The sequence below is a fragment of the Tepidibacillus sp. HK-1 genome (assembly GCF_001748485.2).
GTDB lineage: Bacteria > Bacillota > Bacilli > Tepidibacillales > Tepidibacillaceae > Tepidibacillus_B > Tepidibacillus_B infernus.
The window spans coordinates 1-21,376 of sequence record NZ_BDGM02000002.1 but is presented as its reverse complement, the minus strand read 5'-3'; the positions used below and the strand labels follow the sequence as shown (position 1 = coordinate 21,376).

The following is a 21,376-nucleotide window of genomic DNA, read 5'->3' as shown; positions in this document are numbered from 1 at the left end:
TAAGTGATATCATTCTCGTCAATTGAACGAGTTATACAATTGGCTTGTTTTATAAATATTTACACCTTGAGCAACCTTATTCACGGCACCGGTTTGATCCGGATGATCAGGTGAAACTTTTAGCTGAATTGACTTTAATATAGCCAAGGCTTGTAAATATATAGAATATTGAAAAATAATATGAGAATCATCTAAATAATTAAATTGACCTTTATTAAAACAAAAATAATAATCGCTATTTTCGTCAATTTCACTATCATAGTTCATTGATACTGCTACAATAGTGCTGTTCTTTTTATCTTGATAACATTCTTTTAACATATCTTTTTCATATTTTATTGCATAATCATCTTGACTAAAAAAGAACGTGATTAAAGTGTTTGAGTTCATTACCAATTTAGGACCATGTCTAAATTCTAGTATGGAATGGAATTCGGAACTCTGTAAACCACTTGAAAGTTCACTGATTTTTAAACACATCTCTGATGCCAAAAAGGTTAACACATTAGAACCTAGACTCACAACATTATCATATGTTCTATTGCTTATTGCATGAACCTTATATATATCTTCTTTAAAGAACGTTTCAACATCAGAAACAATGTGTTTAAACATACTATTATAGTAATCAAAGTTATGAATATCAAAAATCATTAAGGCGTATTGAACTAATAGAGTAAACTCACCGGTAGCTGCAAAGCTTTTCCCCTTAGTTTCTTTGGGAATAGGGATATAAAGTACCTCTTCTTCATTCATATATCTTTTAACAATTTCCCCTTCTTCAGAACAAATGATCAATAATTGATATAATTTTTTACTTTTGCTCTTAAAAATTTCAACAGCCTCTAGTGCTTCTGTCGTATTACCTGAGCTTCCTAAAGAGACCAATAGAACTGGGCTATCATCTAAAATATGCTGCTCAGGATGGGTTAATAAAGCTGTTGATGCTATAGCGAAGACTTCTTTATTTGTCTCTCTCAGTATATAATTCTGTACAATTGATGCCGCCTTTGCAGAACTTCCAGCACCAACCAAATATATTTTTAATCCCTCTATCGAGAAAACTTCATTCAAAAAGGATTCTATTTTACTTCTATTTTCTTTAATGATGTTCACTCCATCGAGCCAAAGATTTGGTTGGTTCACCATCTCATAACTTGTATTATATCCTTCGATTCTCTTTAATTCGTTGCTATCAATTCCTAATATCCTCATTGCTTTTTCTCCTTAAAGTATTGTAAAAAGCAGAGTTTATTTTAATAAAACAACTCTGCTTTCTTCCTTGATTAAATTCCTTCCTCTAATTCTTGATTACTTTCTACTTGAAAATTGGTGATCTTTTGAAATCTAATTGTTGCTTGTTTACTTGAGTAAACAATAAAATCTGCTAATTCGCTTATAGAAAGAGTTTCCTTTTGGAATAACGCTTCTAATATTGAAGCAATATTACATCCAGCAACTACTTCCATATAATCATGATCATTAGCAATTTCTGCTGCAACTTTAAAAGGTGTGCCTCCAAGAATATCACAGATAAATAATATTTGTGAATCTTGATTTTCTTTTACCACATTTGCCATTTTTTCCTTTAAAGTTAAATCCGTATCATTTGCTGTAAAATCAATGAAGTATAAATCATCATTTTTTCCCGCTAATAATTCAATTGAATTTTGTAATCCAGTTGCATAGTTTCCATGTCCGCTTACAATCATGATTTTTTTCATGATTCTTTTCATTTTATAACACTCCTAACAAGGACATCACAATCGCCATAATAAATGTTCCCAAGATTAATACAACAGGGCTAACTTTTTTCTTTTTCAAGAAGTAGAACATAAGCAATGTATAAGCCATTGGTAAAATATTTGGGAATATTTTGTCAAAGAAATCAGTTTGTAATGATACTGAATGTTCTGCATTGATTGCGATCTCAGTTAAAATATTGATATGCACATAAGATGCTATTAGGCCACCAATAACTGTAACTCCGAGAATAGTTGCAGCTTTAGAGATCGTTTGTGAACTAGTCTTTATTTTTTCAATCGCTTTTACACCCAAATTGTAACCTAGGTGAGTCCATACGATACGAAAAGCAAATATAGTTAAATAAACGCTAAAGAAAATAATTGGTCCTAAAATACTTCCTTGTTCAGCAAATGATGCACTTATCCCAGCCACGATGGGTAGAATCGTAAACCAAAAGATTGCATCCCCTATTCCTGCTAATGGCCCAAACAATGCAACTTTTAAACCTTTTATTAAGTTTCTGTCTTCTTTTCCTTCCTCTAGAGATAATAATAATCCCATTAAAAAGCCGACTAAGTTTGGATGTGTGTTGATAAACTCCAAATTGTCTTTCATTGCTTCAGAGAGACCTTTTTTGTCATCTTTGTATATTTTCTTTAAGAATGGTAATTGTGCAACAGTAAAACCACCCGCTTGCATTCTCTCATAGTTAAAGCTAGCTTGCAGGAATGAGGATAATAACCCTAATTTAGTAATATCCTTTTTTGTTAATACTTTATTAGATTCCTTCACTATAGTCATCTCCTTCCACAGCAACTTTTTGTACTAATTGAGCCTTGTTTTTCGAATTGAAGTATTCATAAATGGCGAATGCAGCCCCAACCATAGCAACAGGTAATAGATTAGAAAAAGGAATAAAGGATGCTACTAAAAATCCCACAATTAGATAAGGTACATACTGCCCTTTTAGCATTACTTTTAATAGCATTCCAAATCCGACAGCAGGTAATATACCCCCTGCGATTTCAAATCCATGTGTTAACCATGCTGGCATTGATTTTACTAAAAGTTGCATTGCATCTTGGGCAACATATGTGCTTAAAAATACTACAATACCATAAGTCACGGCTACTATAGATGTAGTTAAAATATTTAATCTAATAAAGGATTTAATATCCGCTTCTTCAGCATATTTATCTGCCTTAGCCATAAAAAATGAAAAACTAGAATAGTAGAATAAAATGATATATTGCATTAAAAAGCTAAAAGGTAAAGCTAAACCAATCGCTGTTTTTGCATCTGTTCCAGTTGTATATGCTATCACAACTGTCATCACTCCAGCTAATACTGGGTTTGGTGGCTGTGTACCACCTGCAGGAGTTAAACCTGCAAATGCTAATTCAGTTAATGCACCAGCAATTAAACCAGTTTGTAGATCTCCTAATATAAGTCCAGTTAAGGTACTAACAATAATAGGTCTAAAGATAAATAAACCCTCAAGCCAAAAATCAATCCCAACAATAATTGCCATGATTGCTAAAGATATACCTTGAACTAATGTAATATCATGCATAAGATCCCCTCCTACTCAATATTTTCTTTGATATCCCCAGGGACATCTTGTATAAATACATTGATTCCTTTTGATTTAATGTAACGTAGATTTTCTAAGTCTTTATCATCTACATAAACCTTTTTACTAATTTGACGTTTCCCTTGTGAAAAGTGCATGTTACCCACATTTACATCTTTGATAGGTACCCCACCGTCTATTAGTTTCTTTATCTCTTCAGGCGTTTTACATACAATAAAGATTTTTTGAGATGGTGCAGCTTTATGAATAATATTAATGGTATGTTCTACTGTAAAAAATCTAATTCCCGCACCAGATGATTCAGCTGTTACAGCCATCAATTGCTGTTGTAAAGGATCTTTTGCTACTTGATCATCAACAACAACTAATAAATTGGCACCTAATGTCGTAGTCCATGTTACCCCTACTTGGCCATGTACTAATCGGTTGTCAATACGTGCTAATAAAATATTGGGTTCTGCCATTTCAATCACCACCTAGATAGATTTTAAACGTTTAATAATTCCTTCATCATGTACTTACCCTAGTTTAAGAAAATAATTTAGAATGATTCCTCCTCTCACAAGGAATTGTGCATTTATATGAAATAAGGATGGATGTTAACACCCTTTACTACCCTATTCACACTTCCATCAGGACACGGATTGTCAGGAGTATACCCTAGTTGAATCGATTTAAACAATGCAAACATTTGAGCCATTAACACATAATTAAAAATTAAATAAACATCATCTTTATATACTTTACCTTGGTCACTGATATAAATATAATCATCTACTAAACTTTCAATTTCTTGATTTTTTTCATAGGATACCGCTATTAACTTATGATAATCCTTTTCTGAAGCTAATTCTTTTAGCAAATCGATTTCATATTTCCGTGTATATTCATCGCTAGAAATATATGAAACTATCAGAGTTTGATTATTGATAATTGTTTTTGGCCCGTGCCTAAATCCTAAAGAAGAATCATATGTTGCAACAAGTTCACCTTTTGTTAATTCTAATGTTTTTAATGCAGACTCTGTTGCTAATCCCTTTAATGAAGAAGAGCCTAAATAGATAACTCTATTGAAATCGTTTTCAGCCAAAGCTTTAATTAGTGGAGCTATATTTTCTAATATTTTTTCTCCATTATTGATAATCAAGTTAATCTCTTGCTCGATTTCATCAATATTTTCAAATAGAAGAAGCGCTGCTAATGCCATTGAACTAAAGCTACCTGTCATTGCAAAACCTTGATCATTAGAATCCTCAGGCATCAATAGTAGTAAACTGTTTGGATCATTTTGGGATTTTTTTGCTAATTCTCCCTCAGGATTACATGTAATAATGATTTGGTATAACTCGTCGACAATCTGTTTAGCAAGTTCTACAGTAGCTACACTCTCAGGACTGTTACCTGATCTAGCGAATGAAACAAGTAAAGTGGGGACATTTTTAAATAAATAGTTTTCAGGGTTGGATACAATATCTGTTGTTGCTATTGATTCTATTTTTCGTGGAATTTTTTTGTTTAAATATGGGGCAATACTCTCACCAACAAATGCTGATGTTCCTGCACCAGTGAAAATAATTCTTATATTATCCTTGTTTAGAACTTTATTTAAAAATGCATCAATAGAATCTTTGTTTCCTTTTACAATATCTAAAGTTTCTTTCCATAACCTAGGTTGTTGTCGAATCTCTTTTGCTGTAACATAGCCAGATATACTCTTTAAATATTCCTCATCATATCCGAATAGTTGCCTCATATTCTCTCCTCTTCTTTCGTCATATTTAAATCATTCTTTAAATCTTATTATCATATAATGATATAATGTCATCATTACCAGTTATACGAAAAAAATTATATATTTAGTACTACCCGATATTTAAAACGATCACCTCTTGCGATTCCTACAGTGTACTCAATAATACCAATTTTATCGTAAGTTATTCTTTCGATCATCATACTTGGATGGTTTTCTTTATATTCGAGTAATTCCGCCTCATGTTTTCTCGTATTTACCGGTTGAAAACTTTCCTCTGCCTTTGTGAAATTAACATTAAATCTTTCAGTCAAAATATCATACAAAGCTTTCTGTTCAAGATCACTTTGTTTAATATTGGGAAAACGATGATATAGCAAGTAAGTTGTTTCAAGCATCATCGGTTGTTGGTCAGCTAAGCGTAAACGAGTAAATTTATAGACAATATCCCCAAGAGAAATATTCATTTTTTTTGCCACCTTAGCATCGCTTTCAATAACTTCAAAATCAACTACTTTTGAAGTAGGATTTTTACCAAGCTTTTTCATCTCTTCAGTAAAGCTATAAAAATGTAATAAATCCTGTTTAAACTCCTTTGGAGAAACAAAAGTCCCTCTTCCATGTTGTTTATAAATATAGCCTTCCTTTTCTAACTCTTGAATCGCTTGCCTTACTGTGGCGCGGCTAATATCATATTTTTCACAAAGTTCGCGTTCAGAAGGTATTTGATCGTTTTCTTTAAGCTTCCCAGTTTCAATTTCATCAATAATAATCTCCATCAACTGATAATAAAGTGGTATTCGACTTCCCTTATCTATTATTCGCATCATCTTTCACTTTTCCTTGTATTTTAAATATAATCACATCATGTGGTACGTACCACTTATACTATAACTATAATATTGAATTCACTAATTGTCAACAAAAATTAACTAGCGTTATTTTATTTAACTCTCTCAATAATCTTTTCACACCATTCATGGGTTTCTAACGCATCGTTCATTAAATTGATTGTCGAAAGATCCTTAGAAACTATTTTTATAAAATCTTCAATGACTCCAACAAATCCCCTTCGATATAATGTAGAATCCCAATCACCACTTCTAAGCCACTTTTCCTCACCATTTTCTAATTGAATGGTATCAACTAAATTTTTTACGACCCATTTCTTTTTTGGAACGATATATTCAAGTATCTCTTCATTAATTCCATGATCGCGATTCATTATCCCAATTGATGTAAAATTCTTACCCTTAAACTTCACTACAAGTTGGTGTAATTTCCCATTCTGAACGACAGAGTCAACATCAAAATGATCAATATCTTCTCTAGATAAATATCTTAGTGTATCAACAATGTGAATAAAATCATCATAAATAACCTCTCGTACTTCTTTCATCTTATTCATCCTATTTTTTTGCATAATGATGATTTTCGAATCTTTGGACTCTGGTAAGTCCTTATACATTGGGGCATAGCGACGATTAAAACCTACCATTAGCTTTACATTTTGATCTTTAGCCAATTGAACGATTTTCCTCGTTTCTTCAATTGAATAAGAAATTGGTTTGTCTACGTAAACATGTATTTTATTTTTTAATAATTTTTCAATAATTGAAGCATGTGCTTCTGTAGCTGTATGAACAAAGGCGGCATCCACATTTTGTTCAAGGAGTTCATCGACATCATTTAACCATTGATTGACACGATATTTATCTGCCAAAAAGTTTAATTTCTCATTATTTCTAGTTACAAATATAAGCTCAATCCCTTTCATTGCGGTTATCACAGGAAGATATGCTTTTTCTGCAATTTTTCCTAAACCTATTACCCCTATCTTCAACACTGCTACCTCCTTTAATGCTGCACTATTCTTTGGATAACTATATATTACACTTTTACAAAATGCAATAAAGGGAATAATATATATGGGGGGATCGCCATGTTAAAAAATGGAAGGATTAATCAGTTTCAGCTCTGGCTGTTAATCATTAATTATTTAATTGGGAGTGCGTTAATATTTGTCCCAGGAATGGTGACTAGTCAATCTAAGCAAGATAGCTGGATTTCTTTATTGGCTGCTATAGGTCTTGGTAGTCTTTTATTGTTAATCCTCGTTATGATCGCAAACCGTTTCCCTAATCAAACGCTAGTCGAAATCAGCCAAACGCTTTTTGGAAAAGTATTCGGTACGATCATTGCCTTGATTTATGCCACCTATTTTATTCTTTTATCTGGTATTCTCTTACGAGAATTAGGAGATATGATTACAACGACTGTCTTAAAAGAAACCCCTATTATCGCTTTTATCGCAATGATAGGTATTTTGGTTTTTTTTGCAACAAAACAAGGCTTAGAAACAATTGGCCGCATAAATGAAATTATTTCCCTTTTGGCCGTTGGAAGTGTTTGGTTAACTATTTCATTAGTAATCCCTTTAATGAAACTAGAAAGATTGTCACCTATTCTAACTCATGGCCTAAAACCTATAATAAAAGGGTCCTTTACGGCACTAAGCTTTACCTATTTAGAAATGACAGTTTTTCTAATGATCCTGCCATTTTTAAATATTCGCAAACATTTAACTAGAATTGTGATTAGTGGTGGACTAGTGGCAGGCTTTTCTTTATTTGCTATAGTTGTTAGTACGATTCTTGTGTTAAACGTGAGGCCTACTGAACTCTCTATTTTTGCCCCCCTTAATATGGCTCGCTTAATCAATATTGGCGGTTTTCTTACAAGGATTGAATCCTTTATTATTTTAGCTTATATCATTACAATTTTTATTAAATTGGTAATTACTTTTTATGCTGGGGTTTTAAGCCTTACCCAAATCTTTAAACTTACCGATTATCAACCAATTGTTATACCGTTATTGATCATTACCATCGCCTTATCTACGAGTATGATTGAAAGTATTACTGATTTTATCGATTTTATCACTACAACATGGTTTGCCTATATGCTTGCTCTTGGTTTTATTCTTCCACTAATTATGTTAGGAGCTTCTTATTTCAAAAGGAAATGAGAAACCCCTCAGATTTGAAATGCCCTTTCTTAAAGATCACATCCACATTCATTTGAAATCTGGGTATTTAACACAATCTGTTGCCCATTTTGCTTAGCTGTATCAAATAAAAGGCGAACCGCTTTCCACACTAGATCATCAGGTCCTTTAAAAATCGTACTCATAGATCCGACTTCTATCGTTAAACCTTCTTCTTTTAACGGTTTTACAGCATCTAAGGCTTCTACAATCACTTGGTCAAACTCTTTTGTAGCCAACGGGTAAAGAGCTACCTGACAGGATATCATCATTTCTCCTCCTTATCCCAGCGAACGGCAAAAAAGCCTGCCTGTTCTGCTTGTAATTCCTGTTTTTCTTTTTCTTGCTGCCACGCCTCTTTTTCATTAAATTCCAGAACGGGTGGTAAATATAATCCTTTTTTAATCGTTAAAGGATAGGGTAATAAGTCCTCTAGTTCTTTCTCTGTATAAAAATGTGCCTTAGCAAATAAATTGTTTGGATCTTCTATTGCTTTTTGTCGATATAATTCTCCCCATGGGCTTTCCTTTGTTAATAAACCAACTACTAACCGACCGTTTGGCTTTAAGACTCTCATCGCCTCGCGTAAAACCAATTGAGGTTGATCCATAAATTCTATCGCTGTGACAGAAATCACTAAGTCAAAACTACTACCAAGAAATGGCAGGTGGTGAGCATCCCCTAAGTTCCAATCAATCGACAACTTCTCCGCTTCCGCTTTTTCTTTGGCCACCTTCATCATTTCTACTGATTGATCGATGGCTGTTACATTTAACCCTTTCCTAGCAAGCCATAATGAATAGGTTCCAGTGCCAGAACCAATATCTAACACTTTCTCACCTTGTTTTGGACTTGCTAATGATTCAATCAATTCCTTTTCAACCCTATCGACAAAGTTGCCAAGCTTTGTTTGATACCAAGTATCATAATCTTTTGCAAAAGCATCAAACCATGCCATTTATTTACCTCTTTTCTTAATCATTTTCTAATTTCTATAAGTATACAAAAATAGAGAAGGAAAGGTAAAGTAAATCCTAGAAAGACGGGTCACTATAGTCTGAAATCCTGTTTCCCAGCTTGAGATGATTTTACTCCAAATCGATTCTTCTTTTGTAACAAATGATCCCTGTTCATCCTGTTCTAAAATCAAGTAGGTCATTTCCTCATTCCAGTGAATGTTCTTTTGAAAAACTTGGATGGCAGGTATCAATGGTATATACCATTCATGTCCGATTCGTTTTAGCTCTTGACCTCTTATCATAAGCGAAGTATTTTCTTTGTATAGTCTTATGATTTTCGTCCGTTCATCCACCATTACTCTTGTATCCAGAAGGATTGGAGCCTGTTTTAAAGGGAGCCACCACATCTCATCTTGATAAGAATAAATGACCTCTCCAATCTTCTCGTAATAAGGTTCAACCATCCAAACATCAACGAGTTTATCCTTCTGCTCTTCTTTTTGCTCTACTTCAGCAATTTTTTTCTTTTCCACTTCTCTAACGAAAGTGTCTCTAATTTCAAATTCATTATTTCTCTTCCATCTTGTTGCCGTTTCGGGTTGGATAATAGGTTCTACTTGTTCAGATAACGCTTTAAATTGATATCCTTTCTCCTTGTAATATTTGATAATCGATGGTAAGGCTCCTACTGTATTTACGTGTGACTTGCTATCATGCATGAGCACGATTAATTTTTTGGTCACTTTTGATTGTTTTACAGTTGCAATGATTTCCTTAGCGGGTACACCTATGCGTTTGGAATCTCCACTATCTACATTCCAATCATAGACCAAATAATCTGCTTGATCCATAAAATAGAAATAAAAACTATCCCAGTTCTTATAAGTCCCTCCTGGTGTTCGAACCAAGGAAGTACGAATCCCTGTGATATCGTAAATCACTTTTTCCGTTTTCTGAATTTCTTGCCAAAAATCTGAGAAACTACTGTACAAATTTTTATACTGATGGGTATAGGAGTGATTTCCAATCGAATGTCCTTCTTCCACAATTCTTTTGATGATTTTTTTATTTTGTTCTGCTGCTTTACCTACGACAAAAAAGGTTGCTTTTATTCCTTCCTTTTTTAAAATATCTAATACCTTCGGAGTTAATTCACTTGGCCCATCATCAAAGGTTAAATAGACCGTTGCTTTTTCCTCTTCTATAAAATTTCGTTCCTTTAATATTCGCTTTCCTGATAATAAGGTCTGATAGATTGGATCAGCACTTTCAGCTTGTCCTATTGTAGGAAAATAGAAAAAGATTTGTGAGATAACAAGTATTAGGCTAATAAGACACTTCTTTTTAAAGACCATTATTCTTCCCCCTTTGATGTTCTATTACATGTATATGGGGCTAGTCCTAAAATAGAAGTTAAAAAAACCTAATATACTGGTGTGTATATTAGGGACAAAATAGTGTAAATAGTGGTTCTTTATCTATTTCTGATTCTATCATTTCTTTTAATTTATAAAGATCTTTTGGCTTCAAATCTTTTTTATCAAAATAATGAATCGACCGGCTATAAAATCTTCTTGGAAAAGCTAAATAGGAGAAAAAAATCTTCCATTCATCATCAGTGATTGGACGAGATAATTTTGATTGATAACCATTTAAAAATGTAAAGACCATCTGAGTATCCCAGTGGTAGGGTTTTGCATGATGTTCAAGAAAATGAGCAAGATCTTTAACACGTTCTGCAAAAGCTAATGTTTCAAAATCGATAAGCCATATTTCTCCTGCCTCATCTAACATGATATTTCGAGATTGTAATGCTCCATGACATAAAGCGGCTGATTCAGGATAGAACTGTAAAAGTGCATGATAGTCAACATCTTTAATATATTGGTATGCAAGTTCGTTTCGCTTAAGCAGAAAATCCAACATTTGTTTTTCCAATGAATTGAAGGATTTATACAAAAATTTTTGATCCCATTCGAAAAGTTTTTGATATGAATGTTGAAGAAAATCTGGCTGTTTTCCCCATTCAAATCTATCGCTATCTTGTTCGGGTCTAATTTCTAATGTTGCATGATGAAAGTCAGCCAAGGTCTCTCCAATTTTTTTTACATATGGATAGCTTTTATTGGGGATTTCTTCTAGATCAAGCCATTCCTCCATAAAATAATCATTTTTCTCATACTTGATTAAATAGTTTCCTTCTTTTGAACGAAGAAAATTAGGAATTTTTGTATAACCATGATCTCTAATCTTTTGAAGATAATTCGCAATCAACGGCAGATCCGTTAATTCTTCAGCACCTTTAAATCCAAATAATCCAATAGACGTGTTCACTTTGTAGACAGCCCGAACTTTTACCATTGAATGAACTTTTAAATCGTAATGTTTCTCAATCAGTGATTTTATTATATCTGGTGAAAGATCAACATTTGCAGAGAGCATTGAAAACATCCCTTTTATGACAATTTTTGCGTGCTTTCATAATCTTGTAAAAGCGTCATATCCCTTGGTAAAGGGCGTAATTCATTCTATGTGTATTCATCCACTTTTGCTCTGCAATCATTCCTTGGGATGATAAATAGTCTAATATTTGTTGAACTGCATCATTAGGAGAAAGCTGATCAGTATCAATAATCATTTCTGGATGATTTGGTTCTTCGTAATAATGAATGGTAGAAGGGTATCTTGAATATTTAGCCAGTTGATCTCTTTCTAACCTTGTATTCAAAGAACATCTTAAATAGATCTCTACAAAATCATCAATTTCGTTACGAGCAGTCTCTCTCATTTTGCGCAAACGTCCTACAGAAGAAATCAAGACAATAATACGATGTTTATACAGAAGTTTTGCCACATAGATAATATTCGTGGATTTCTGCTTTTGCCTGATAAACCAGTCAGAACTTAATTCTTTTGTTAATGAACGAGGTACTTCATCACTATCAATTCGTTCTACATCATAACCTTTTAATTTTAATTCTTTTTCCAACAATTTGCTTATCGTTGTTTTTCCCGCATTGGGTAAACCGGTGAACCAAATCACTAGCCCTTTTTGCATAGTTATTCACTTCTTTTCCATACGATTGTTAATTTAAATTATTCATCCAAAGATAAATTGGATTGGATTAGAACCCTTTAGAGAAAAGAGGTGTAGAAAAAGGGCATTATCTTCCCTTTAGAAAACCTTTCATTTGAAGATATTGCATAATCAAATTTACACTTTCATTTGGTTGCTTGTGATTTGTATCAATGACAACATCAGGATTATTAGGTTTTTCGTAATAATCAAAATATTCACGATGAGTTTGATATTTTTTTTCAAAATCACGTGCTAATCTTACTTCTAATGGGCAAGTGAGATAAATTTCAATAAAATTAGGTACTTGCTTTCTCAACAGTTCTCTCCATTCACTAAACCTTCCTACGGATGCAATAAGGACAAAATAGTTATTATCATATAATAACCGAGAAAGAAAAGATATATTTTCAAGTTTTAACCTTTGCCTTTCTTCCCAACGATCGGCTTGAGGTTTAATAATGGATAAAGGTAGTGTATCGCTGTCAAGTCTATAACAACGGTATCCTTTTTGTTGCAATTCACTGAAAAGTAATTTTGATAATGTCGTTTTTCCCGATTTGGAATGTCCGGTAAACCAAATAATAAGTCCTTGTTGCAATGTTTGTTCCTCCTCGCTATTAAACACAAACTGGAATTGCTCCGTTGCACTTATACTTTTCTAAAGTGAGAAAAAAGAGTGTAATAAAACCACTCCTTGGTTTTATTACACTCTTTAAATTGATTCATCTATTAGTTCAATTTGAACAAGATAACCAGCATGTTTTTTGATATTGATCACTCCGGAATCCAAAAGTAAATACTGTCCTTTAATTCCAAGTAAACGCCCTTCAATTTTGGATTGCTTATCCAAAGTTAGAGAAGAAATATGATCTAGGGTCTCGAGTATAGGATAAATAAATGCATGGATTTGTTCAACTTCTAATAAATAAGGGTGGAATTCTTCAGGAATCTTTTCTCGTATCTCCTCTCTGATTTTAAAAAGATCCTTTTCTGCAATTTCTCCTTTTAGCATCTTTCGCCAATTGGTTTTATCTGGCATAAACTGGGATAAATAAAATTCCAATTCACCCGCCATTTTTCGTGTAGGAAGCTCAGCAATTGGAATTGACTGAACCGCTCCTTGATCTACCCAACGTTTAAAAGCATTTGTCTTTCTTGTTAACCCTACTTTCACATCACTGCTTAAAGCCAGATATACATAATGAGGCACCATACAATGATCTTCTGCAAACGATTCATCACGACAAGTACCTTGATCAAAATGGCACTCATGTGGCTTTACGATACATAGGTCATTTTGTGGTAACTTGACAAAACACGGATAACAGGAACCATTATTATATGATTTCTTGATCTTTCTACCACAATGAATACAATGGATCTCATTTTGATAGCTTAGTTTCATCTGTTTTCCTATATATGGATTTAAATGAATATTTTCTTCATTGATCTGTAAGAAATATTGAACGGGTTCCTCTACTTTATGTACCAGTTCTCTCAATTCCCCGCTGACTTTCAATAGATTAACTCCTCTCAATTATAACTTCTTTTTTTGAAAAACTTTGTTTTCTGTTCCTTCCATTAAACGCTTAATATTTGAATGGTGGCGGAAAATAATAAACAACACAAAGAATACCCCTGCTAATTTAATTGATATAGATTCCTCTACAATAAAAAGAGAAATCCCTACTGTTATCGCTGCAAACATAGATGATAACGATACAAATTTAGTGGTGAATAAAGTAATGGCAAAAGCAATAGCACCAAATAAAACGGTCAAAGGATTCAAAACAAGCATCACTCCGGCGCTTGTCGCCACACTTTTCCCCCCTTTGAATTTGGCAAAAATTGAATAAGAATGACCAAAACTAGCTGCCACACCTGTTAAAGCAGCAATCGTTTCTCCACCAAGGTAAAGGGCGATCCCTGTGGGAATTACGCCTTTTAGAATATCAGCAATCGAAACCAAAAAACCCGCCTTTTTACCCATAACGCGGAAGGTATTCGTGCCACCAATATTTCCACTACCATGTTTGCGAATATCGATATTTTTCCTTTTACCTACGATTAAAGCAGAGGGAATAGATCCTAACAAATAACCAATGATCATGGCCAAAAATACATCCATATGATTCTCCTTCAGCAAATGCATACTTTAATACCATAATAGCAAAAATTTAATTATTTTTCATCATGAACAAATTGGACATTCACAGTATCAGTGCGATTTGTTTTTAAAATAGGAACTCTAATCACTAATAGACCATTTTGGTACCTAGCATGGATTCGTTTACTATCAAATACGACTGGAATCATCACACTTCTTGAAAAGTTTCCTAACTTTCTTTCTGATTTTATGATTTCCTTTTCCGAAAAATCGTAATTTGATCGAACCTCCCCTTCAACCGTTAGTCTTGATCCAGCAATTTTAATCTGAAGGTCATTTTTTTTAATTCCCGGAATTTCAAAGATAAAGAGCATCTCATATGGCTTTTGGACAATATCCATCGGTACGGATCTAGAAAACCTTTTATCAAAATTTGCATCCTCACCCATAACTTTTCCATTCTTAAATACTCGATCAAAAAACTGCTGATCAAAGGGATTATTCTCTCCAAAAAAACCTTCAACTAAATCTTTATCTTTAAATATATCCTCTTGAAATGGATTGTTTTTTATAAAATCGAAAGGATTAAATGCCATTTTACTTCCTCCCTTAAGCATTTCTATATCAATCTATGCAATTGTTGAATAAGGGGGAACCATTATTTCTAAATAGACATATAGTAAATCATGAGAATTTTTATGGGTATTCAACTATTTGATAAAGTAAAGGATGTTTGCATATGCCTTCAATCGTAGGAGGAGTGAAAATAAACAGCGTAGGTACTGGTGGAATTGTCAATATTGGCGATGCCTTATACCTTTCGCCAAAAGTTACTTCAAAATCCTATGCAGGTTCTGGATCCTTTAATACTGGGGATTTTTTGAATACCAATAATGGGTTAAGCAATACTAATACACTTGATAATGATTTACTAGAAGCAGATAACCCTGTTAACACTTAGTAGGGGGGAATCGTCATGAATCTTCATGTGAACCAAACGATTATTATTCATAATATAAGAATAAACAGTATTGGAAATTCATCGGTTTTTCAAATTGGAAGTGCCGGAATTATCAAGCCATTATCACAGCTTTACAATACAGGTGGATTTACTGAACCAGTTCCAGAACTTCGACCACCTCAAGCTCCTTTGTCGCAGTTTCCTCATCCAACCTATTAAATTTATGTTTTTAGGCTAACACCTAACTTTCATTAGGTGCATAAAATAGGAAAAACAAGGTAGGAGGGATGTATATGCATGACAACTCAGATCTATATGAATATGTTCAACATCTTTATTCCCATGTAAAAGGTCAAAACGATCGTATCAATCAATTAAATGCTTTGCTCTTACAATTGCAAGAACAAATGGAAGTAATAAAAAAAGACCGTCAAATAAACATTGAAAAAATTGAGTATAAATTTGATCAATTAAAAATTGAAACCCTTGAAGGAACCTTAAATATTGGACTCACTCCTAATGGTTCAGGCATGTTTGAAGAACTAGCAGTCAATCAACAAGTTGCTGAAGATGTCAAAGTTTATTCGACAAAACACGCTGATCTTTTTACACAGATCCAAGAGTCTGTTCTACAGTATTTAAATCATGATGTTTTTAAAGACATCAACCAAATCGAACAAAAATACTTTCGTACAATAGAAAGTGATCAACAAAGACAAATGGTGATCGAAGATATCAAAAAGCAAATGGATGAACGTATCCATCTTTATCTAAATCAGTATAAAAACTGGGATAAAGAAAATGAACAAGAAATCGAAAAAAATATCGTCAATCAAATCATAGGAAACATTAAACAAGCGATTGAATATTATATTCAAAACTTACCGCCAAAGGAGAATAAATGATGAACTTTTTTGTCGTCAACCGACAACTCTCAGTAGGAAATATAAAAGTTATTGGTGTTGCTATTTCTTCTGTCTTTCTAGTAGGAGACACTGAAGTGATTAGTAGTTCTGCGATCTTTGATACTCCACCAGAGGCTGTACAATACTTGCCACTAGTGCGCCTATAATGGAGGAATGATGAATAAACGAATATCAGTCGTTAATAGCGTGAATGTGAAGCTTATGCTTTTTGGATCGATTCTTCAGGTGGGTGATAGTCGTTTTATTACACCCCGTGCTAATGTATTTGCTGTACATGGAGAATTGCCTTACTTTGATGGTAAAGAAGACAATCTATCAAGATATCCCTTATATACAAAACCTATACCTAAAACAACCATCATAGAGCCTTTACGAATGAAGATCAACAATGAATCTCCGTATATTCAAGTGGGAAACATCAAAGTGAATGGAATATCCACATCAGCAATCGTTCAAATTGGTTCTAACCATCGGATCGATGTAGAATCACGTGTAAAGCATGTTCGAATATTATTACCAAGAGTACCTAAGAATCAGTCTTAGGTACTATTTTTATGCGTTTTTCGCCCATTTTTTTAAAAATGGTTGTCTAGCCTAAGCCATTAAAGCTTGATTGTCATAAGTTAGTATTAAGACACCTAGCAAACAGCCAAGGAAGGAGCTGTGATCGATGCAGTGGAGTCTTAGACACCTTCTTCTCTTTATACTAACGCTCATTGTTATATTCTGGTTTATATTTCCTGAGGAGTTTATGTGGAAAGTCTAATCACCATTTTTGGAAGGGTAACCTTTCAAAAATAACAAGGGCTCATCAACCTCACAAAGAAGAAAGCCGAATGAGATCGGCTTTCTTCTTTCATGAGTTGATGCCTATTATTTTTTTTGTAAGAACAGTTTTGCCATCATATCTTGAAATGCAGGATTTTTAATGATTTCAAAAATATTGATGTTTTCAAAGGGGTTTTCTTCTTGGGAATGATTTCTTTTTTCTGATGTGTCCTCTTCTTCATTATCATCATTATTCTGCATATTACCGAAAAAAGGTAACATAAATGGTGGTGGGGCAGATTTTTTTACTTTATTCTTTGGTGTCTCCCCTTGAGAAGTTCCATTTCCACCTCCAGATAAATTTACGTTTGCTAAAGCTTTAACTACCTCTCGAAGAACACCATTATCCTTAAATGCCATAACCACAGTATGAGCAACACTCATCCATTGTTCTAATTGCCTAGCCATCACCGACAATTCTTTTGTTAAGACTCTCATATCATCTATTTTCCCAACCAAATCAAAATTTTTTAAACGAAATCCTTCTGGAAATAATGCTGGTAATTGACTATTCGGCTGCTCATCGATCACTAATGTTCTGGGGGTTCTTTTTTGTCTTGGTGTCTTTGACGATTGTTGTGACTTGCTGTTTTTATGATGGGAACTCACTTTTTGACTCCTCCTCTAATTCCCTTTTCTAAAGACTCTCAATATATGCTATGACCCAGTATGGGTGACGTTTCGCCCAATTGTTTACAAACAACTATTGTTTACGCCCAATTTTCAATTTTTAAGCATTTATAGGCAATATCCCATCACAGATTTCAGCCTTCTCTAGTAAGTTATTATATAAGGGAGGTATGCATTGTGGCAGAACAAAAACCAACAAAAAAGGATTTTGTGGATTTAATTAATACGGTAATGGGTACAAATGTCATGACTGAAGACCAGCTCACCCGTTTTTTAAATGAAGCAAAACATGTAAAGGATACAAGTGGTACAGAAGGACTTTTAGAATACGTACAAAGGGTAACCAATGCACCAACAAGTAAAGATCAATTAAAAAAATTAGCGAATCAAATTCAGCAAACGGGAAGTGCAGGGGCTGCTCTTGATTTCTTAAAAAATGAAAATCTATTAACAGAACAACAAGCAAGGAAATTAAACAAAGCCATTGAACAAACGGCAAAGAAGAAGAAAAAAAAATAGAAGGGAGTTATTAAAATGACTCCTCATCCCTGGCACCCTCATCTTTTTTTAAGACAATGGATTGAAGATCAGCGGGGCAGACGAAATCAACAATATGAGCATAAAATTCTGTTTCTTAGGCCAAACGCATCAGCACGTGCCTGTTACCGTGATTTACGTATTTGTCGAATTCGAAACCTGAAATATCTTAAACACCTACATGCTTTTGTTGGGTTGTTCCCTAAAGATTATCCATCAAGTGCCTTTAGGAACCATCCAGCCCTTTTTCAAATTGAAGAAGACATTGATGTGCAAATCTTTATTCCTGTGAAAGGGAAAGTGACACCAAAGGCACAAGTTGTTCCATGGGGGATTCGAAGAATCGGAGCAGAAAAGGCATGGTCAACAACGCAAGGAAAAGGGGTACGCGTTGCAGTACTTGATACAGGGATTGCTTATGACCATCCAGATCTACACAACAATGTCAAGGGTGGAGTCAATATTCTAAATCCTCTTCTTCCACCCTATGATCACAATGGACACGGAACACATGTGGCCGGTACAATAGGTGCGGTAAATAACCAGTTTGGTGTAGTAGGTGTTGCACCAAGAGTAGATCTTTATGCAGTAAAAGCCTTTAATAAAGACGGTACTGCAAAACTGTCTGATATTATTAAAGCCATTGACTGGTGTATTGGCAATGGCATACAGATTATTAATATGAGCTTTGGTTTTAATGAACCCAGTGCTTCTTTTAGGGAAGCGATTGCTAGAGCCCATCAGGCAGGTATTATTATGATTGCAGCATCTGGGAATAAAGGTACAAGGGGACGGCTAGAATATCCAGCACAATTTGAGGAGACCATTGCTGTAAGTTCTATCAATGAACAGGATCAAATTTCAAAATTTAGTACGATTGGCCCGAATATTGATTTAGCTGCACCCGGGGAAAAAATCACCTCTACTTGGTTGAACGATTCCTTTAGAGAATTAAGCGGAACCTCGATGGCTGTTGCTCATGTTTCAGGCGTTGCCGCCCTGATGTTAAGCAGATACCCGAATTTAACGCCTCAACAGCTTTCTTACATGCTAAGACGCTCAGCAACAAGGCTTAAAGATTCCTCATCCTTTGCCCAAGGTTTTGGCGTTGTCAATGCTTCTGTCCTCGCAGAAAGAGCCGTTGGAGAATAATCCAATGGCTCTTATATATTAGTTTTCCTTCTGTTTTTGCATCTTTTTACTAATGTACTAAAGAACCCAAAAAATGCAAAAGAAACGACAACGACTCCAATTAAGTAGAACAAACTTTGTGGAGAAATATGATTAATGAAGCTTCCCCCTAGATAAGGCCCAATAATACTACCAACCCCAAAATGAATGGTAGCAATAATATTAGCTGTTGGGATCAATGCTGGTCCGATTAGATCGGCCACATAAGCTAAGCCCAATGAATACAATGATCCGACTAGCCCGCCAGCTAACGTAAAGATGATATATAAAGGAATCGTGGTATGAAACATAGGAACGAGGGCAAAAAGAATTCCTCCACTAAAAGTAGCAAGAATTAAGACTTTTCTTCTCCCGATATAATCACTTAATGTACCTAGCGGAAGCTGCAAGATTAAACTACCGATCACAAAAGCAGATAATAGTTTAGAAATAGTTGAGAGCTCTAGTCCTGTTCTCATCCCATAGATCGGAAAGATAGAGTTAAGTGTAGATTCTAAAAAGCCATAGATAAAGAATGGCATTAAAGCAACCCCTGCGATCGCATACACCTTCAGATAACGCTTCTCTACATGAGTTTCTCGGCCTAATTTCGGCTTTTCATTTTGTAACCGTAAGATCGGAATAAGAATAATGAAAAAGAGAAACACGGAAACTGCAAAAGGTACCCATTTTCCATAAGGGAGTAACATTAATCCTAATGGTCCAGCAGCAAACCCAATCCCATAGGAAAGACCATAAAGCGAAATACTCCTTCCTCGTTTATTAGCAGCCACTGTTGAAGTAATCCATACCTGTGTAGCAAAATGAAGGGCATTGTCCCCAATCCCAACAAGAAAACGTAAAAGAATCCAAAAATAAAAGTTAAGCCATAAGGGAAATAGAATCATGGATCCGATTAACAAACTCATTCCAAACAAAATAATCGGTTTATACCCAAATTTCCGTACAGGTGCTTCCATAAAGGGTGAAGCAAGCAGCATTCCTACATAAAGAGCTGCAGAACTTAGCCCGTTGAAATCAGCTCGAACCCCTTGGCGATCTAAGATTACAGATAATAAAGATAATAAAAGTCCCTGACTAAAGCCAGAAATACTAACGGTTGCGACTAAAATAAAAAAACGTTTTTGAAAACCTTTAGTATGATGGTAAGCTATAGCTGCTTCTGACATGAAGAATACTTCCCCCTTCTAATTACACTCTTTCATCTTATAAGAAAGAAAAGGGTTAATCAACTCTGTATATTTAACATGTACAATATGATAGAATTTAACTTCCCTCCGAAAGAAGTCTCCCACTTCTAAACGTGAAGGTGTGCCAGTACCAGTGAAAGTAGGAGATGAATTTCGGTTAGGCGTAGCCTAAAGTTGTCTTTTTTTGCTATGATATAATTAGTCTTATATAAATGAAAGGCTGATATATCAATGAAATTAGACTGGGTGAAAATTACAATATTTCCTTAGTAGAATGGAATCACGATGTTGAGAAGCTTTTGCTTACTCACAACGGGTGGTGCGCCCATTGAAGCGAGGTGATTCGATATGGCAAACAAAGCATATAAGTTCCGTCTGTACCCAACACAAGAACAAGAGCAATTTCTTGCGAAAACCTTCGGTTGCGTTCGTTTCGTCTACAATAAAATGTTGGCTGAACGAAAAGAAACATATGAGAAGTTCAAGGACGACAAAGAAGCCTTGAAAAAACAAAAATTCCCGACTCCTGCCAAGTACAAAAAGGAGTTTGCATGGCTCAAAGAAGTCGATAGCCTTGCGTTGGCAAACGCTCAACTGAATTTGCAGAAGGCATACCAAAACTTCTTCTCTGGTCGTGTTGAATTTCCTAAGTTCAAAAGCCGCAAGGCGAGACAGTCCTACACAACCAACGTGGTCAACGGAAACATTATGCTTTTGGATGGCTATATCAAATTACCGAAACTGAAACTTGTAAAAATGAAACAACATCGGGAAATCCCGTCACATCATATCCTCAAGTCTTGTACGGTTTCTCGAACAAAAACAGGAAAAT

At 34.5% G+C, this 21,376-nt stretch carries 28 protein-coding genes; 9 read left to right on the top strand and 19 right to left on the bottom strand.

Features of this window, described 5'->3' with window-relative positions:
• Positions 1 to 18: 18 nt before the first annotated feature.
• The 8 genes from BEN26_RS01045 to BEN26_RS01010 all read right to left on the bottom strand — a co-directional run bounded on the left by BEN26_RS01045 (position 19) and on the right by BEN26_RS01010 (position 6,933).
• Complete coding sequence (locus BEN26_RS01045) at positions 19 to 1,215, bottom strand: SIS domain-containing protein (RefSeq protein ID WP_069800697.1); 1,197 nt, start codon at positions 1,213 to 1,215, stop codon at positions 19 to 21.
• A gap of 71 nt (positions 1,216 to 1,286) precedes the next feature.
• Positions 1,287 to 1,736: a PTS sugar transporter subunit IIA gene (locus BEN26_RS01040; protein WP_255421831.1), complete on the bottom strand. Its 450-nt coding sequence runs from the start codon at positions 1,734 to 1,736 to the stop codon at positions 1,287 to 1,289.
• A 1-nt stretch (position 1,737) separates the two neighbouring features.
• The gene (gene agaD, locus BEN26_RS01035; protein WP_069800698.1) at positions 1,738 to 2,547 is read right to left on the bottom strand and encodes a PTS galactosamine transporter subunit IID; all 810 of its coding nucleotides are present in this window, start codon (positions 2,545 to 2,547) and stop codon (positions 1,738 to 1,740) included.
• A complete protein-coding gene (gene agaC / locus BEN26_RS01030; protein ID WP_069800700.1) occupies positions 2,525 to 3,319 on the bottom strand; it encodes a PTS galactosamine transporter subunit IIC in 795 nt (264 codons plus the stop codon). Before agaC ends, agaD begins: the two co-directional genes overlap by 23 nt.
• Before the next feature lie 11 nt (positions 3,320 to 3,330).
• Positions 3,331 to 3,804, bottom strand: coding sequence for a PTS galactosamine transporter subunit IIB (gene agaB / locus BEN26_RS01025; RefSeq protein ID WP_069800702.1), 474 nt, complete (start codon positions 3,802 to 3,804; stop codon positions 3,331 to 3,333).
• A 113-nt stretch (positions 3,805 to 3,917) separates the two neighbouring features.
• Positions 3,918 to 5,093 (bottom strand): SIS domain-containing protein, encoded by a 1,176-nt coding sequence (locus tag BEN26_RS01020; RefSeq protein WP_069800705.1) that lies wholly within the window; start codon positions 5,091 to 5,093, stop codon positions 3,918 to 3,920.
• A 95-nt stretch (positions 5,094 to 5,188) separates the two neighbouring features.
• Complete coding sequence (locus BEN26_RS01015; RefSeq protein ID WP_255421830.1) at positions 5,189 to 5,920, bottom strand: GntR family transcriptional regulator; 732 nt, start codon at positions 5,918 to 5,920, stop codon at positions 5,189 to 5,191.
• Between the two features lie 113 nt (positions 5,921 to 6,033).
• The gene (locus BEN26_RS01010; protein WP_069800707.1) at positions 6,034 to 6,933 is read right to left on the bottom strand and encodes a Gfo/Idh/MocA family protein; all 900 of its coding nucleotides are present in this window, start codon (positions 6,931 to 6,933) and stop codon (positions 6,034 to 6,036) included.
• Between the two features lie 99 nt (positions 6,934 to 7,032).
• Between BEN26_RS01010 and BEN26_RS01005 the strand changes: the two genes are divergently transcribed.
• Positions 7,033 to 8,118: a GerAB/ArcD/ProY family transporter gene (locus tag BEN26_RS01005; RefSeq protein WP_069800709.1), complete on the top strand. Its 1,086-nt coding sequence runs from the start codon at positions 7,033 to 7,035 to the stop codon at positions 8,116 to 8,118.
• Positions 8,119 to 8,147: 29 nt separating this feature from the next.
• Here BEN26_RS01005 and BEN26_RS01000 read toward each other — a convergent pair whose 3' ends face one another.
• The 9 genes from BEN26_RS01000 to BEN26_RS00960 form a co-directional block, all read right to left on the bottom strand.
• Positions 8,148 to 8,405, bottom strand: coding sequence for a YkoF family thiamine/hydroxymethylpyrimidine-binding protein (locus BEN26_RS01000; RefSeq protein ID WP_068725794.1), 258 nt, complete (start codon positions 8,403 to 8,405; stop codon positions 8,148 to 8,150).
• A complete protein-coding gene (locus BEN26_RS00995) occupies positions 8,405 to 9,094 on the bottom strand; it encodes a class I SAM-dependent methyltransferase (RefSeq protein ID WP_069800711.1) in 690 nt (229 codons plus the stop codon). The genes BEN26_RS01000 and BEN26_RS00995 overlap by 1 nt, the downstream gene beginning before the upstream one ends.
• Before the next feature lie 27 nt (positions 9,095 to 9,121).
• Complete coding sequence (locus BEN26_RS00990) at positions 9,122 to 10,450, bottom strand: polysaccharide deacetylase family protein (RefSeq protein ID WP_069800713.1); 1,329 nt, start codon at positions 10,448 to 10,450, stop codon at positions 9,122 to 9,124.
• Between the two features lie 88 nt (positions 10,451 to 10,538).
• Positions 10,539 to 11,537 (bottom strand): phosphotransferase, encoded by a 999-nt coding sequence (locus tag BEN26_RS00985; protein WP_069800715.1) that lies wholly within the window; start codon positions 11,535 to 11,537, stop codon positions 10,539 to 10,541.
• 55 nt (positions 11,538 to 11,592) lie between these two features.
• A complete protein-coding gene (locus tag BEN26_RS00980; RefSeq protein ID WP_069800717.1) occupies positions 11,593 to 12,153 on the bottom strand; it encodes an adenylyl-sulfate kinase in 561 nt (186 codons plus the stop codon).
• A 106-nt stretch (positions 12,154 to 12,259) separates the two neighbouring features.
• Entirely contained in the window at positions 12,260 to 12,772 is a 513-nt protein-coding gene (locus tag BEN26_RS00975; RefSeq protein WP_069800719.1) for an adenylyl-sulfate kinase, read from the bottom strand.
• A gap of 114 nt (positions 12,773 to 12,886) precedes the next feature.
• The gene (locus BEN26_RS00970) at positions 12,887 to 13,693 is read right to left on the bottom strand and encodes a DUF2797 domain-containing protein (protein ID WP_069800721.1); all 807 of its coding nucleotides are present in this window, start codon (positions 13,691 to 13,693) and stop codon (positions 12,887 to 12,889) included.
• Positions 13,694 to 13,711: 18 nt separating this feature from the next.
• The gene (gene plsY, locus BEN26_RS00965) at positions 13,712 to 14,302 is read right to left on the bottom strand and encodes a glycerol-3-phosphate 1-O-acyltransferase PlsY (RefSeq protein ID WP_069800723.1); all 591 of its coding nucleotides are present in this window, start codon (positions 14,300 to 14,302) and stop codon (positions 13,712 to 13,714) included.
• 53 nt (positions 14,303 to 14,355) lie between these two features.
• Positions 14,356 to 14,877 (bottom strand): Hsp20/alpha crystallin family protein, encoded by a 522-nt coding sequence (locus BEN26_RS00960; protein WP_069800725.1) that lies wholly within the window; start codon positions 14,875 to 14,877, stop codon positions 14,356 to 14,358.
• A gap of 143 nt (positions 14,878 to 15,020) precedes the next feature.
• On the opposite strand from BEN26_RS00960, the gene BEN26_RS00955 reads away from it, so the two are divergent.
• The 5 genes from BEN26_RS00955 (at position 15,021) to BEN26_RS00935 (ending at position 16,711) form a co-directional block, all read left to right on the top strand.
• Complete coding sequence (locus BEN26_RS00955) at positions 15,021 to 15,242, top strand: spore germination protein (protein WP_068725813.1); 222 nt, start codon at positions 15,021 to 15,023, stop codon at positions 15,240 to 15,242.
• Between the two features lie 15 nt (positions 15,243 to 15,257).
• Positions 15,258 to 15,461: a spore germination protein GerPB gene (locus tag BEN26_RS00950; RefSeq protein ID WP_069800727.1), complete on the top strand. Its 204-nt coding sequence runs from the start codon at positions 15,258 to 15,260 to the stop codon at positions 15,459 to 15,461.
• Positions 15,462 to 15,535: 74 nt separating this feature from the next.
• Positions 15,536 to 16,147, top strand: a complete 612-nt coding sequence (gene gerPC, locus BEN26_RS00945) for a spore germination protein GerPC (protein ID WP_068725823.1) — start codon at positions 15,536 to 15,538, stop codon at positions 16,145 to 16,147.
• A complete protein-coding gene (locus BEN26_RS00940; protein ID WP_068725825.1) occupies positions 16,147 to 16,314 on the top strand; it encodes a spore gernimation protein GerPD in 168 nt (55 codons plus the stop codon). The genes gerPC and BEN26_RS00940 overlap by 1 nt, the downstream gene beginning before the upstream one ends.
• 10 nt (positions 16,315 to 16,324) lie before the next feature.
• Positions 16,325 to 16,711: a spore germination protein GerPE gene (locus tag BEN26_RS00935; protein ID WP_069800729.1), complete on the top strand. Its 387-nt coding sequence runs from the start codon at positions 16,325 to 16,327 to the stop codon at positions 16,709 to 16,711.
• A 330-nt stretch (positions 16,712 to 17,041) separates the two neighbouring features.
• Here BEN26_RS00935 and BEN26_RS00930 read toward each other — a convergent pair whose 3' ends face one another.
• Entirely contained in the window at positions 17,042 to 17,605 is a 564-nt protein-coding gene (locus BEN26_RS00930; RefSeq protein WP_069800731.1) for a hypothetical protein, read from the bottom strand.
• Between the two features lie 198 nt (positions 17,606 to 17,803).
• On the opposite strand from BEN26_RS00930, the gene BEN26_RS00925 reads away from it, so the two are divergent.
• Both BEN26_RS00925 and BEN26_RS00920 read left to right on the top strand, forming a co-directional pair.
• Positions 17,804 to 18,145, top strand: a complete 342-nt coding sequence (locus BEN26_RS00925; RefSeq protein WP_069800733.1) for a hypothetical protein — start codon at positions 17,804 to 17,806, stop codon at positions 18,143 to 18,145.
• 15 nt (positions 18,146 to 18,160) lie between these two features.
• Positions 18,161 to 19,315 (top strand): S8 family peptidase, encoded by a 1,155-nt coding sequence (locus tag BEN26_RS00920; RefSeq protein ID WP_069800735.1) that lies wholly within the window; start codon positions 18,161 to 18,163, stop codon positions 19,313 to 19,315.
• Between the two features lie 11 nt (positions 19,316 to 19,326).
• Here the strand turns inward: BEN26_RS00920 and BEN26_RS00915 are convergent, their stop codons facing one another.
• Positions 19,327 to 20,523 (bottom strand): MFS transporter, encoded by a 1,197-nt coding sequence (locus BEN26_RS00915; RefSeq protein ID WP_069800737.1) that lies wholly within the window; start codon positions 20,521 to 20,523, stop codon positions 19,327 to 19,329.
• A gap of 369 nt (positions 20,524 to 20,892) precedes the next feature.
• On the opposite strand from BEN26_RS00915, the gene BEN26_RS00910 reads away from it, so the two are divergent.
• A partial coding sequence (locus tag BEN26_RS00910) for an RNA-guided endonuclease TnpB family protein (RefSeq protein WP_181482154.1) occupies positions 20,893 to 21,376 on the top strand: 484 nt, incomplete at its 3' end.